Genomic DNA, 12,094 nt, shown 5'->3' on the forward strand with positions numbered 1-12,094 from the left:
CCGCAAGTGCGACTGGGCGCTCGACCGCCCGCCGCGTGAGCTGCGAATCCAACAGGCGATGGGAGGCGGCGGTCCGGTCCGGAGGCGGCATGCGGATGGTGACCTATGCCATGGTCCGGGAGCGCTGGGTGAAGATCGGCAGGACGACCGCTGTGGAGGCCCGGTACAGGAGGCTGTTGGTCCGGGAGCACCGTGGCCGGCCGGTACGGGAAAGTCGACCGCGATGGCCGGGGTCCGCGCCGGGTGGGAAGCCAGGTTCGGTCCCGGGTCCGTCGTCGGGTTGGCGCCGTCAGCGGCCGCCGCCGAGGTGCTGGCGGAGGCGGTGGGCGTGCCGACCGAGAACACGACCAAGTGGCTGACCGAGGCCGCCCGGCAGCCCGCACGACTGGAGGAGCTGGACCGCCTGGCGGCGCGGCTGGACCGGGCCAGCCCCTCACTCCGAACCCGCGCACTAACCCGCCGGGCCAGGACGGTGGCCGCCGAGATGGACCGATGGCGGCTGAAGCCGGGGCAGCTGGTCATTGTCGACGAGGCGTCGATGGCCGGCACGTTCGAGCTCGACGCCCTCACCGCCTAGGCCGAGCAGCCAGCGCCAAGGTGCTGCTCGTCGGGGACTGGGCCCAGCTGTCGCCGGTGGCTGCGGGGGGGTGCGTTCAAGCTCGTCGCGACCGACCGCGACGAACCCCCGCACCTGATGAATGTGCGCCGCGCCGGTTCCGGTACGAGTGGGAACGCGACGCATCACTCGGGCTGCGCGCGGGGCGGCCCACGGCGGCGGAGCTGTACGCCCGTCACGGTCGCGTCGAGGGGGGCGACCGCGAGTCGATGCTCGACCTGCTCTACGAGGCCTGGCGGGCCGACATCAAGGCCGGCAAGCAGTCCATCATGGTCGCGGCCGACGCGCAGACGGTGGCCGACCTCAACGCTCGCGCCCGTGCCGACCGGGTGGCCGCGGGCGAGGTCACGGATGCCGGTGTGGCGATCGCCGGGGGAGCGACGATCGGGGTGGGGGATGTGGTCGTCACCCGCCTGAACCAGCGCGACCTGGCCACCTCCGGCGCGTGGGTGAAGAACGGCGACACCTGGACCGTGACCGCCATCCGCGCCGACGGCTCAGTGCGAGTTCGGCGCCCGACCGGTGGGGGAGTCGCCGTCCTGCCGGCCGGCTACATGCGTGAGCACGTCGAGCTCGGCTACGCGACTACCGCGCACCGTGCCCAGGGCCGGACCGTCGACACCGCGCAGGCGTACGTCACCGCCACGACGACGCGCGAACCGCTCTACGTGATGGCCACCCGCGGCCGCGAGAGCAACCGGCTCTATGTCGACACGATGTACGACCCGGACCTCGCCACCGCCCACGACGAGCCCGTCGGGGTCGAGCCGGTGGAGGTCCTCAAGCAGGTCCTCGCGCACTCGGGTGCCGACACGTCCGCCTCCGAAACACGCCGCGATGGAGAGCGAGCAGCCGAAAGCCCGGCCCGGCTCGACGCCGAAGGCGCCGCGATCTTTGTCCACAACCGGGAGACGCCGCTGGCCCAAGACCTCATCAGGTCCGGCATCACGCCCGAGGAGATCGAGGCCGCCAAACGCGCCGACCGGTGGCGACCACTCCTCGCCGGTATCCACCACGCCGAGCGGCTCGGCATCAACATCGGTGGCGTGATCGGGTTGCTTGGAGAGCCGGTCGAGTCGCCCGAGACGCACAACCGACTCCTCCTACTGGAGTCGAAACTCGCTCGCCACAGGACCGTCGACGCCGAGCCTCAACTCGATCAACAGCATCGATCCAGGACGGTCAGCGGGGCATACCCCCGCGCATGACGCCGTACGGATCGCTCCTGGACTTGCGGCACTTGACGTCACAGAGTGTGCCTACCTTCGGACGCACCCTCCTCCAGCCGATGGGTTACCCCACGCTCGGTGCCACAGCCAATGCGTCGATCTCGACTCGGAAGTCTGGGTGAACCAGGCCAGCAACACGCACCAACGAGCAGGCGGGCGGGTGTTCTGCATCCTGGTGTTCGTCTCGCACATTGCGGAACGCGCCCAGATCGTCCAGATCGGTCAGATAGACCGTCAGTTTGACCACGTGCTCCAGGCCGGAGCCTGCCGCAGCCAGCGCGGTGATCAGATTGGCGTAGACCTGCCGGACCTGGGCCTCAGCGTCCTCTCTACCGACCAAATTGCCGTAGGCATCCAGAGGAACCTGACCCGAGACAGCGACCATCGCTCCGGCGAAGACGACCGCGTGGCTGTAGCCGTTTGCCGGGGGTGAGCCGTTGGGCCGTATGAAATGATCCATGGCGTCGATCATGCTACGGGCGGCACATCGTGAGGCACGAAGACTATCGCCTGGCTCCCGTCACTGGCCCCGTGGACACCATTTCACTGCGGGCAGGCGAGTCTGAGCTCGCGGATTGGCCTCACAGCGTTCGGGCGCTTGGACCTCACTCGCGCTGGGTGCCGGGGGTAGCGCCTTCCTTGGTGGTCGACGACGCGTTGACACGTGTTCCGTCGAGCTGGGATCGCCCCGTGGTCTCTGCAAGCCCGACCTTCGGCTTCTGCCAAGGCGCGGCCTCGGGGTGGTGCAGGTCGAACGCCGGTCGTTCGGACCGGATCCGCGGCAGCGACGTGAAGTTGTGGCGCGGCGGCGGGCACGACGTGGCCCACTCGAGCGAGGCGCCGTAGCCCCACGGGTCGTCGGACTCGACGAGGGGCGCGCTGCGCCACGTCTTCCAGACGTTGTAGGCGAACGGGATCATCGACGCGCCGAGCAGGAAGGCGCCGACGCTCGAGATGATGTTCGCGAGCTGGAAGCCCTCCTCCGGCAGGTAGTCGGCGTAACGGCGGGCCATGCCCTCGACGCCGAGCCAGTGCTGGATGAGGAACGTCATGTGGAAGCCGATGAACAGCATCCAGAAGTGGATCTTGCCGAGCGTCTCGTCGAGCATCCAGCCGGTCAGCTTGGGCCACCAGAAGTAGTAGCCGGCGAACATCGCGAAGACCACGGTGCCGAAGACCGTGTAGTGGAAGTGCGCGACGACGAAGTAGCTGTCGGTGAGGTGGAAGTCGAGGGCCGGGCTGGACAGGATGATGCCGGTCAGGCCGCCGAACAGGAAGGTCATCAGGAAGCCCATCGCCCACAACATGGGGGCGTGCATGGTGACCTTGCCGCCCCACATCGTGCCGATCCAGTTGAAGAACTTGATACCGGTCGGCACCGCGATGAGCATGCTCATGATGGCGAAGAACGGCAGGAGCACCTGGCCCGTGGCGTACATGTGGTGCGCCCAGACCGTCACGGAGAGCGCGGCGATGGCGACCGTCGCGAACACCATCGTCTTGTACCCGAACAGAGGCTTGCGCGAGAAGACCGGCAGGACCTCACTGATGATGCCGAAGAACGGCAGCGCGATGATGTAGACCTCCGGGTGCCCGAAGAACCAGAACATGTGCTGCCACAACATCGCTCCGTTGTTCTCGGCGTCGAAGATGTGCATCCCGAAGCGGCGGTCACCACCGAGCGCCAGCAGCGCCGAGGCAAGCACCGGGAACGACATGAGGACGAGCAGGCTTGTGATGAGGACCGTCCACGTGAACATCGGCATCCGGAACATCGTCATGCCGGGCGCGCGCATGCAGATGATCGTCGTGATGAAGTTGACGGCGCCGAGGATCGTGCCGAAGCCCGCGAACGCGAGGCCGAAGACCCACAGGTCGCCGCCGAGGCCCGGCGTGTAGCTGACGTCGGAGAGCGGCGCGTAGGCGAACCAGCCGAACGCGGCTGCACCGGCCGGCGTCAGGAAGCCTGCCGTCGCGATGAGGCCACCGAAGAGGTAGAGCCAGTACGCGAACATGTTGAGGCGCGGGAACGCCACGTCGGGCGCACCGATCTGCAGCGGCATCACGGCGTTGGCGAAGCCGGCGAAGAGCGGCGTCGCGAACAGCAGCAGCATGATCGTGCCGTGCATCGTGAACAGCTGGTTGTACTGGTCGGGGTTGTCGACGACCTGCAGGCCCGGGGCGAGGAGCTCGGCGCGGATGAGCAGCGCCATGATGCCGCCGAGCAGGAAGAAGACGAACGACGTGATGAAGTAGAGGTTGCCGATGACCTTGTGGTCGGTCGTCGTCACCCACTTCACGAACGTCTGGCCCTTGGCCAGCCGCGCAGTCGGGCGAACGCCGCCGGACTCCTCCACTTCCACGTGGCCATGAGATTGCTGGACTGTCGTCATGAAGCCTCCAAGGCAGAGCTGGTTCTGCACCAGGTCCCCGGCTCAATTGCTTCCGCGCCGTCGCGGCGCCTGAATGCGGCGATTCGTGTTCGACACGGCGACACGCCATCCGGGCGTCCATTCGGGTTCGGCCCCCTGGCCAATCTTCTTCGTCTGACCGGCCAGGTTTACGCCTCCCTCTAGGCTCCGAGGTGGGCAAATCGAGCCCGTCGCCGCAGCGCGAGCCGGCGGAGGCGCAGTTCCCGGATCAAGGCCCTTTGCCGAACCAAGATGGGAAATCGGCTCGGAGTGGAAAGGGTCGCGTCCGGGTCTGCGACCAGCGGTTGTAGATCGCGCAGCGCGTCCTCAGACGCGGCTAGCTGCTGCAGGAGCTCCCGGATCGATAGGGCGCTCAATGGCTTGCCGGGAGCGGACGTTTCGTCTGAGCCGCTTGAGATGCGCCGAGGCGTCATCGTCGTCGTCATCGTCCAACCATGCTTCGGAGCGTGCGCGGTGAGTGCTCTGCTGCGAGCCGTGAGAGGGCCAGTGCGCTGACAAGAAGGCCGAAGTCGCGGAGCGCGACATCGTAGTAGTCGGGGATCGACAGGAGGTTGACGATGATGCCGGCCAGCCATGCAGCAACCAGCAGCCCGCCAAAGCGCGGCAGCAATGCCACAGCAACGCCGGCAAGGACTTCGACTACTCCGACGGCGTACATTGCCTGCTGGGCCGTCCCAGGGATCAGGTCGTTGATCCACGGGGCCAGATAGTTGGGCCAATCGGTAAGCACGTTCGCGAACTTGTCCAGCCCGAATACGATCGGGGCCACCGTGAAGACGGTTCGCAACAGAAGGAACGCTTGCCGCGATGTGGATCCTCCCTGCACGGGGGTCGCGACGTCGTGGGGCCGGGGGATGATACCCATCATCAGCACCTGTCTACTAGTGGTTGGTTGGCACGGAGATAACCGGGCGCTCGTGTCATTGGTGGATCGTTCCGTGGGAAACGGAGCAGCTGCCGACCCGCCCCTGGCCGCTGTGGGCACCGGCGGGGCCCAATGCCCATGTGCGGCGGCTGCGCTTGTGCCGGGGAGCTACGTCTTCCCCCGGTCCCTTCTGCCAATGCGTTAAGTCCACTGTGCCGCAACGAGGCCGACCTGCCACTGTCCATGACCGGCCAACAACCTGGCCCTCTCGCTTCCGACTGGCAGCAACGAGCGGGCCGACAGTTTGGTCGTCTGATGTGGTGACGAAGCGGTTGTTTCCTCGGTTGCCGCCTGAGCCCTGTGTGGATGCGGTGGGTGAAGCCAGGCGCGACTGCGGGTGCGCCCTACATGGGGCTGTCCTGTGCCGCGCCGAGACGGATCCGGGTCATGGCAGTGGCGACCGTCGAGACCTTCGGCAGCTGCTTGCCGGTCGTCGGCAATCGGGCGTCTACTGGTGGGGCAACATCAGGCAAGCGAACGGACGTCCATGGAAGACATCGGCGACTCCAATGCCAGCCGGTCGGCTCGGAAAGGTTTGCAGGCTACGGCCCCCGGGGATGAGTGGCTGAAGGATGTGGCGAAGGGGGCGAGTCGCGACGCCGGCAATGTGCCGGAGGAGTTCCTCGGTGACTACCTCCCGATGCTCGCCCATGCGGCGACATTCGGACAACGCCCCGCCCGCAGCGACCTAGAGGCGGTGCGTCTACTGGGGCGACGTGCGGCCGAGTCGGGCATCTCCACCAGGCGAGGGGCTGATCTGTATCTCTCCGCTGCACGGCGGGTGTGGCTCGAGCTGCCGGCGGTTGTCCGCGAACGCAACAGCGCTGCGGTGCGGGCAGCTGCGGAAGCCCTGCTGCAGGTCATGGAGGAGGCCGTGGCAACCTTCGCTGAGGGACATGCTGAAGCGGGTCGTGAGATGGTCCGATGGGAGGAAACCAATCGGCGAGAGCTCATCGAGGACTTGCTTCGTGGTGATGCCCATTTGGGTGAGTTGGTGGAGCGTGCGGAGCCATTCGGGTTGGACTTGACCCGCGCGCATCGGGTGGCCTTGGCGCGGCCAGGACAGCGGTTGTCGTCGATAGAGGCCGCTACCCGTTCGTTGGAGCGCGTGGTTGTGGACCGTGTCGGGGACCGGGATGTGCTCGTGACGACGAAGGAAGGGCTCGTGGTCGTCCTTGCTCCCGGCGAAACGCCGCCAGTCGACAAGAGGACCAGCCGACGCTCCAGTCCTACAGATACTCTCGGCGGGCTCATCCACGCCGAGCTCAGCCGCCTACGACGTGGAGGGCCTTGGCGTGTGGCCGTGGGTCGGGCTCACCCAGGTGCCTACGGGATCGCGCGCTCCTATGAGGAGGCCAGGGAGGGCCTCATCACCGCGGCGCGCATGCAGCTGACGAGTCCGGTGGTCGAAGGCCAGGATCTCCTCATCTATCGGGTCTTGTTCCGCGACCAGCCGGCCATCGTTGACCTTGTCCATTCGGTTCTGGACCCGCTCCGCGAGGCACGCGGTGGCGCCCGGCCGCTTCTCGACACCCTGGAGGCGTACTTCGAGTGTGGCGGCGTCAACACGGCGACGGCTCAGCGGATGCACCTATCCGTTCGGGCAGTCACCTACCGGCTGGATCGAGTCAGGACCTTGACCGCCCATGATCCCGTCGACCCCTCGCATCGGTTCATCTTGAATGCTGCGGTACTGGGCGCCAAGCTGCTGGGATGGCCTGAGCACGAACTGCCCGACCCGAGTGCGGCGCTACGCTCCGACTAATCAAGCTTGGCGGCCCGGAGCCCGACTGCGTACACCGCCTGCCCGTGAGCATCGACATAGCCCGGTTGCACCCCCGGCGCGTCACCTTGCCGCCCTGAAGCAACAAACGCGTCTGAAGTCGACCGGCGGCTGACAGTGCCGTCTCCCGTACTCAAGCGCAAAATCGGTGATAGTAGTGGCGCCCGGGGCGTGCAATCAACGGGCCGCTCGAGCCTTTCGGATCCACAATTCACGTTTTGCCCCGATCTAGAAGTTTTGGGTCGGGCGCACAGAAGGCGAGTCCGTCAGCCGCTGATCACCACGGGCTCGACTCAGGCGACGATGAAGGCAACCGGATAGAGGCGTCGAGAAGGGAGGAACAATGGAGCAGCTTGCGCGACTTGCGTCATCGGTCATGTTCGTCGCACAGCTGGACCGGTCAGTGGATTTCTATCGCGACGTATTCACATGCAGGGTAGCCATCCGCGATCTGGATGCCGCTCTGCTTGTCACTACAGGCGGCTTCCAGATATACCTCGTCGCAAAGGGCGGTAGGGCGCAGCGTCCATCGGGACACATCGGACTCCATTGCCTGATGTGGTCCACAGACAGTGCTGAGGCACTCGAAAACGTGGAGGGCGTCCTGAGGGAGCGCGGCGGCCACCCCGACAGATACAGCAGCGGGGGAGTCACATTCGTGCGAGGCCATGACCCGGACGGCATTGATGTTGTGATCGCCCACCCGACTCCCGAAATGCTGCCGCGCTCCGTTATTGCCCCTCGCCTATACAACTGAAATGGCGCGGCCGGCCGTCAGACGGGTCTCGCCTGGAGTAACTGATATGGACGCTATGACAGTCCTGATTTGCGGCGGCGGCGTCGCCGCCATAGAGGCCCTGTTGCGCTTGCGCAGACTGGCTGGAGACACAGTCGTGCTCAATCTGCTGTGCCCTGGTGAGGAGCTGATCTATCGCGAGCGCACCGTCCTGGTGCCGTTCGGCTTGGGCGAGGCAGAACGCCACCCGATCCAGCGCATCGTGGAGGACACCGGAGCCCATTGGGTCCGCGACAGGGCCGCGTCGGTCGATCTGCCCGCGCGCACCGTGCACACTGTGGGCGGGCGGCAGTTGCCTTACGACGCGTTGCTGCTCGCGCCTGGCGGGCGGGAACGCACGCCGAATCCTCATGTTTCCGTGTTCAGCGATCGCACCTCGGGCCACCTGTATAGGCAGATCGTCCAACAGCTCGACATCGGCGCCATCAGGAACGTTGTCCTGAGCGAGCCCCCAGGGCCGTCATGGCCGCTGCCGCTCTATGAACTCGCGCTGCTGACAGCCAAGCATGCGCACGACCGCGGACTGCGCCCAAGCATCGCGGTCGTCACGCCACAGCCTCGGCCGCTGCACGCATTCGGCGATGAGGTGGGCAGGAGAGTCGAGGCTCTACTGGGCGAGGCGGGGATCGCACTGCACACCCGAACTCGGGCCCGCGTCGATGGGCCGCAGCTGCTGCATCTCGAGCCCGCCGGCATCGACCTGCGCCCGGACCGGATCGTCACCCTGCCGACGATCACGGGGCCGAACCTGCGTGGCATTCCGGGCGACGCCGTCGATCGCTTCATCTCGGTGGACCAACGATGTCGAGTGCGCCACACGGGTGGGCACATCTTCGCTGCGGGCGACGCCACCGACCTGCCGGTCAAGAACGGCAGTCTCGCTGCACAGCAGGCCGACACCGCCGCCGCCGGCATCGCTCACCTTGCTGGCGGCGGCCCAGCCCCGGCCGCCCTGCGACCGCTGCTGCGCGGCGCCCTGCTCACCGGTGACAAGCCGCTGTACCTGGAGGCCTACCTGATCGCCGGGACAGGCTGGCGCGCCCACATCCATGACCAGCCACCTTGGCGCTCCGCGCAGCTCGTGGTCGCCGAAGAACTGGCCGCCTACTTCACCAATCCTCTTCCCTACGGCTCACACATTCCACCGCTCCGTAGCACTGTTCGGGCAGACCGGTTCCGTCCGAGGTCGTCGGCGTGAGGGCTAGACGTTGCCTGGGCCGCGGACCGTAGTCGCGTGCGACGCCTCGTGACTCACCGGGCGCGAGGTGGCCATCGCCTCAAGGGCATGCAGGGCCAGTGTTGAGTGGGCGTAGGCACCGCCGGCGCGCATCTCAGCCGCGACCCAAACCGCCTCCATGATCTCCTCGTCGCTTGCGCCCTTGCGATGGGCCAGGCGCGTGTGGCCCTGGATGCAGTAAGGGCATTGGGTGGTGTGCGCGACCGCGACTGCGATCAGCTGCTTGGTCTTCTCAGGTAGCGATCCCTCGTCGAATACGGCGCGGCTGAACGCCTCGAACGCGTGGTGAATGCCGGGTGCGAGCTCTTTGCGTCGGGCGGCGATCTCCGGCGTGGTCGGGTGATACATCGACTCGCTCATTGGGCATCTCCTGGTTGGATACGGATGTGGTTCTGGCTGTTCGTGGGTGTTTGCAGCGGCCGTCGTCCGCGAACTTCGCGTGCGACCTGCGGGCCCCAAGTGCTCCGATCGCCGGCATTCATGGGTGCCAGAAATGTCCGTGCTCGACATCAGAACTCGACTCTGAGCGCGCGCGACGCTGCCAGCTGGCATGGGGCCTTGTTGGGGGGTTGGTGCTTGTGGTGGGGCGGATGATGGTGAGCGGGCACGGCGGGTGCTCGCTCAGCAGGGTGCTCACTGATCCCAGCAGCATTCCGGCGAGAGCGCCGTGGCCGCGGGAGCCCACGACCAGCATGTCCGCGTCGGTGGCGACCGCGATCAGTGCCGGTAGAGCGTGACCCTCGAGAACCGTTTGGGTCACCTCCTTGGCGGCTTGATACCCCAGTGCATCGACGACTGCATGATGTAGCGTCAGGTCGGCCTTGCCTCGCCAGCCGTAAGGATTGCCCCCGGGAGCGCCCGTCGGGCTGATTGGTTGGTTTGAGCTGGCGTAGGCCATGACCGCCTCGAGTCGAGCCAGGGTTGCTTTCGCTTGATGCGAGGCCCACTGCAGCGCCTGAAGCGATGGCGGTGAGCCGTCGACGCCCACCACGATCTTGCCGACTCTGGGTGATGGCGGCCGGGCATCGCGCGGCGATGGGATGATCGTCAGAGGGCATGGTGCGTGATGCGCGAGGTGGAGGCTGACGGACCCCGACAGCGTCCCGATGAAACCGTCGTGGCCATGAGTGCCGACGACCAAGAGGTCGGCGTCAGCGGCGGCCTCCATCAGGACGGTGGCTGGACGGCCCCAGGTGACGACTGGAGTCACACCCGGGAAACCGTCCTCACCAACCGTCTCGCGAATGGTGTCTTCAACGTGCAAGCGTGCGGCCCCCTCCCAGTCCACGAAGGGGGCTGCGACTCCGGCGTAGGCGGCGTCGGCGTAGAGGGCGGGCTGATCCCAGGCCATAACAGCGGACAGCGTGGCGCCGGTTGATTGTGCTTGACGCCAAGCCCATCGCAGCGCGTGGACGGATGTGTGACCCCCATCGACACCGGCGACGATGCGTGTTGCAGTATCTCGCGGCCTCATCGTTACCTCCGTGGCGGTTGTATGCCTTGGGCCGTCCCTGGCCCCCGCTGTCAACGCGGCTTTGCGTCGTCGTGAAACGCGTAGCGCCTGGACGCCGTTGATGTCCGCGGTGCTGGCTTGCCGAAGCTCCCTACATGGTCCAGGTGTTGAGGGTTAGCGCTCGCTCGCGCCATGCCGTAATGGCGGCGTCCAGCACGTCCTTGGGGTTGATTGGCTTCACGCCCGCCATCATGTCGATCTCCCGCATGCCGTATAGAGCTGCGGCCGAGAATCGGCACGCGTAAGCATGGCCGCCTTCGTCCATGAACCTCTGCAGGAGGTTGTTGTAGTTCATGTTTCCAGGGAAGCCCTCATCGCCGACTTTGGGGAAGCCTCTCGTAGCGGCAGCGGCCAGCGACCCGGGGCCAAACATGATGATGTGCGTCTCGAAACCCTTGCGCAGGATCCGTGTCGCGGTCAGCAGGTTCACCAGCGAGGCCGAGCTTTCGAACGGCACGCAGTGATAGAAGACGAACGCCTTCTGTCCGGGCTCTGCCTGATGATCCGGGAATACCTTGTCCTCGTAGTCGACGATAGCGTCGCCTACATTGACCCGTTCTCCGACGATACTTGCCATGGGGATGCCCCTTCTCTGATCTTCTGAATGATGCATTTGGGTGAGTCAAAGGGTTGGACCGCGCAATGATCGAACGTGCCGCGGGCGAGAACCATCGGGCACTTAGGTCGTGCCCGTGCTCCGGAGAACGTCAGTCATAGAGCGCTTCGAAGTTGCCGCGCAGGATCAAGTTGGCGAGTTCACCATCGCCAGCTGCCGCCCGAAGGCGCGCGAGTTCGCCCGCGTGATCGCCCCAGGGCTCGTCGCTCGCGAACAGCAGACGGTCGTGGCCGACTCCGCGTCGTTCGATCTCCTGCACCAGCCAGCGCGGCGCGAAGCCGACGGCCCAGCTGGTATCGGTGTACACCTGCTTTCCTGCTTCGATCCAGTCGAACAGTCGGCTCCCGATCAGCTTGATGTGCGCGCTGACTCCGCCGCCGAGGTGTACCAGGTGAATCTTGACGTCGTCTCCATAGCGGTCTACGAGAGAACCGATCTCGTCGATGTCGGAAGCTCCACCAGAAGAGGTATGGACATGGACCACGAGGCCGTGTCGGCGGGCAGTGTCGAAAATGTGGTCGAGCTGCGGCCGGCACTCCGGGTCATCGGCCCGGCCGCCGAGCAGGAAGCTCGTCTTGAGGACCTTGACTCCTTTCTCGCCGGCGTGAGCCAGTGCCGCAAGATTCAGCTCAGTGTCCTGCGGGCGGGGTGAGACCCACAGCCCGCACCGGATCCGGTCATCCTTGGCGGCGGCCTCGAGCACCAGCTCGTTGAACGCGAACGACACTGCGGCGTCAGGAACTCCGTAGTTCGGAAGCACCAGCGCCCGCTCCGTGCCTTCGGACTGTAGATCGGCAACAAGGTCGGCGATGGTGCCTCGCGCGGACGTGTCCGGGTGTACCGGCGGGCCACCGTAGAACGGGTAGGCCGGGAGGAGGCCGATGTGGCGGTGAGCGTCGTGTACAAGTTGTTGAACCATGCGTTTATCATACTACAGATTCATGTCG

General features: G+C 66.1%; 12 protein-coding genes and 1 pseudogene. 6 read left to right on the plus strand and 7 right to left on the minus strand.

Features of this window, described 5'->3' with window-relative positions; genetic code table 11:
- The first annotated feature begins 223 nt into the window (after positions 1-223).
- The 3 genes and pseudogenes from ACFQU3_RS05885 to ACFQU3_RS05895 all read left to right on the plus strand — a co-directional run bounded on the left by ACFQU3_RS05885 (position 224) and on the right by ACFQU3_RS05895 (position 1,824).
- Positions 224-577, plus strand: a complete 354-nt coding sequence (locus ACFQU3_RS05885) for an AAA family ATPase (RefSeq protein ID WP_385907701.1) — start codon at positions 224-226, stop codon at positions 575-577.
- Positions 493-756 (plus strand): annotated as a pseudogene (locus tag ACFQU3_RS05890) (AAA family ATPase); the annotation flags it as partial. The gene ACFQU3_RS05885 and the pseudogene ACFQU3_RS05890, both read left to right, overlap by 85 nt.
- A 69-nt stretch (positions 757-825) precedes the next feature.
- A complete protein-coding gene (locus ACFQU3_RS05895; RefSeq protein ID WP_385908296.1) occupies positions 826-1,824 on the plus strand; it encodes a hypothetical protein in 999 nt (332 codons plus the stop codon).
- 85 nt (positions 1,825-1,909) lie between these two features.
- Here ACFQU3_RS05895 and ACFQU3_RS05900 read toward each other — a convergent pair whose 3' ends face one another.
- The 3 genes from ACFQU3_RS05900 to ACFQU3_RS05910 all read right to left on the minus strand — a co-directional run bounded on the left by ACFQU3_RS05900 (position 1,910) and on the right by ACFQU3_RS05910 (position 5,145).
- Positions 1,910-2,317, minus strand: a complete 408-nt coding sequence (locus ACFQU3_RS05900; protein WP_385907703.1) for a RidA family protein — start codon at positions 2,315-2,317, stop codon at positions 1,910-1,912.
- Between the two features lie 133 nt (positions 2,318-2,450).
- Positions 2,451-4,238 (minus strand): cytochrome c oxidase subunit I, encoded by a 1,788-nt coding sequence (gene ctaD / locus ACFQU3_RS05905; protein WP_385907705.1) that lies wholly within the window; start codon positions 4,236-4,238, stop codon positions 2,451-2,453.
- A 460-nt stretch (positions 4,239-4,698) separates the two neighbouring features.
- A complete protein-coding gene (locus tag ACFQU3_RS05910; protein WP_385907707.1) occupies positions 4,699-5,145 on the minus strand; it encodes a hypothetical protein in 447 nt (148 codons plus the stop codon).
- Between the two features lie 544 nt (positions 5,146-5,689).
- Between ACFQU3_RS05910 and ACFQU3_RS05915 the strand changes: the two genes are divergently transcribed.
- The 3 genes from ACFQU3_RS05915 to ACFQU3_RS05925 all read left to right on the plus strand — a co-directional run bounded on the left by ACFQU3_RS05915 (position 5,690) and on the right by ACFQU3_RS05925 (position 8,979).
- A complete protein-coding gene (locus ACFQU3_RS05915) occupies positions 5,690-6,967 on the plus strand; it encodes a PucR family transcriptional regulator (RefSeq protein WP_385907709.1) in 1,278 nt (425 codons plus the stop codon).
- A gap of 394 nt (positions 6,968-7,361) precedes the next feature.
- The gene (locus ACFQU3_RS05920; RefSeq protein WP_385908275.1) at positions 7,362-7,742 is read left to right on the plus strand and encodes a VOC family protein; all 381 of its coding nucleotides are present in this window, start codon (positions 7,362-7,364) and stop codon (positions 7,740-7,742) included.
- Positions 7,743-7,797: 55 nt separating this feature from the next.
- Positions 7,798-8,979, plus strand: a complete 1,182-nt coding sequence (locus tag ACFQU3_RS05925) for an FAD-dependent oxidoreductase (protein WP_385907711.1) — start codon at positions 7,798-7,800, stop codon at positions 8,977-8,979.
- 3 nt (positions 8,980-8,982) lie between these two features.
- Here the strand turns inward: ACFQU3_RS05925 and ACFQU3_RS05930 are convergent, their stop codons facing one another.
- The 4 genes from ACFQU3_RS05930 to ACFQU3_RS05945 all read right to left on the minus strand — a co-directional run bounded on the left by ACFQU3_RS05930 (position 8,983) and on the right by ACFQU3_RS05945 (position 12,066).
- Positions 8,983-9,378 carry a carboxymuconolactone decarboxylase family protein gene (locus ACFQU3_RS05930; protein ID WP_385907713.1) on the minus strand — a complete coding sequence of 132 codons (396 nt, stop codon included), beginning with the start codon at positions 9,376-9,378 and terminating at the stop codon, positions 8,983-8,985.
- Positions 9,379-9,496: 118 nt separating this feature from the next.
- Complete coding sequence (locus ACFQU3_RS05935) at positions 9,497-10,492, minus strand: universal stress protein (protein WP_385907715.1); 996 nt, start codon at positions 10,490-10,492, stop codon at positions 9,497-9,499.
- A 130-nt stretch (positions 10,493-10,622) separates the two neighbouring features.
- Positions 10,623-11,108 (minus strand): MSMEG_0572/Sll0783 family nitrogen starvation response protein, encoded by a 486-nt coding sequence (locus ACFQU3_RS05940; protein ID WP_385907717.1) that lies wholly within the window; start codon positions 11,106-11,108, stop codon positions 10,623-10,625.
- A gap of 130 nt (positions 11,109-11,238) precedes the next feature.
- On the minus strand, positions 11,239-12,066 hold the full coding sequence (locus ACFQU3_RS05945; RefSeq protein ID WP_385907719.1) for an amidohydrolase family protein: 828 nt from the start codon (positions 12,064-12,066) through the stop codon (positions 11,239-11,241).
- Positions 12,067-12,094: the final 28 nt, after the last annotated feature.

Origin of the sequence: Terrabacter sp. GCM10028922 (assembly GCF_042666095.1) — a bacterium.
Classification (GTDB): domain Bacteria; phylum Actinomycetota; class Actinomycetes; order Actinomycetales; family Dermatophilaceae; genus Terrabacter.

Excerpts from the sequence above, each read along its gene's own strand:
- ACFQU3_RS05885 (WP_385907701.1), top strand. The coding sequence starts at position 224 with ATGGCCGGGGTCCGCGCCGGGTGGGAAGCCAGGTTCGGTCCCGGGTCC.
- ACFQU3_RS05895 (WP_385908296.1), top strand. The coding sequence starts at position 826 with ATGCTCGACCTGCTCTACGAGGCCTGGCGGGCCGACATCAAGGCCGGC.
- ACFQU3_RS05900 (WP_385907703.1), bottom strand. The coding sequence starts at position 2,317 with ATGATCGACGCCATGGATCATTTCATACGGCCCAACGGCTCACCCCCG.
- ctaD (WP_385907705.1), bottom strand. The coding sequence starts at position 4,238 with ATGACGACAGTCCAGCAATCTCATGGCCACGTGGAAGTGGAGGAGTCC.
- ACFQU3_RS05910 (WP_385907707.1), bottom strand. The coding sequence starts at position 5,145 with ATGATGGGTATCATCCCCCGGCCCCACGACGTCGCGACCCCCGTGCAG.
- ACFQU3_RS05915 (WP_385907709.1), top strand. The coding sequence starts at position 5,690 with ATGGAAGACATCGGCGACTCCAATGCCAGCCGGTCGGCTCGGAAAGGT.
- ACFQU3_RS05920 (WP_385908275.1), top strand. The coding sequence starts at position 7,362 with ATGTTCGTCGCACAGCTGGACCGGTCAGTGGATTTCTATCGCGACGTA.
- ACFQU3_RS05925 (WP_385907711.1), top strand. The coding sequence starts at position 7,798 with ATGACAGTCCTGATTTGCGGCGGCGGCGTCGCCGCCATAGAGGCCCTG.
- ACFQU3_RS05930 (WP_385907713.1), bottom strand. The coding sequence starts at position 9,378 with ATGAGCGAGTCGATGTATCACCCGACCACGCCGGAGATCGCCGCCCGA.
- ACFQU3_RS05935 (WP_385907715.1), bottom strand. The coding sequence starts at position 10,492 with ATGAGGCCGCGAGATACTGCAACACGCATCGTCGCCGGTGTCGATGGG.
- ACFQU3_RS05940 (WP_385907717.1), bottom strand. The coding sequence starts at position 11,108 with ATGGCAAGTATCGTCGGAGAACGGGTCAATGTAGGCGACGCTATCGTC.
- ACFQU3_RS05945 (WP_385907719.1), bottom strand. The coding sequence starts at position 12,066 with ATGGTTCAACAACTTGTACACGACGCTCACCGCCACATCGGCCTCCTC.